Origin of the sequence: Vibrio sp. 10N.222.48.A3 (assembly GCF_041475345.1) — a bacterium.
Lineage (GTDB): Bacteria > Pseudomonadota > Gammaproteobacteria > Enterobacterales > Vibrionaceae > Vibrio > Vibrio tasmaniensis_A.
On sequence record NZ_JBFRVX010001230.1, the window covers coordinates 1 to 205 of the forward strand.

Genomic DNA, 205 nt, shown 5'->3' on the forward strand with positions numbered 1-205 from the left:
TTGCTATTGTAGTCAGTAACTTAGAGCGAGTTACTGACTTATGAAGTATGACCTTACCATTTTGGTCTACGGCATGAACACTGAAGTGGTTTTTAGCTAGGTCGATAACGCAGAAATAAGAATAATCAGACATGGTGCCTCCGATGTATTTAAGTACCACATAAGTGTGGCAGATCTTCGGTAGGGGGAATCCATGTCATTCGTT

The 205-nt window shown here is 41.0% G+C and carries 1 pseudogene; it reads right to left on the reverse strand.

Annotated features, from left to right (window positions below):
- A pseudogene (locus tag AB4653_RS25235) lies at positions 1-133 on the reverse strand (IS110 family transposase); the annotation flags it as partial.
- Positions 134-205 lie beyond the last annotated feature (72 nt).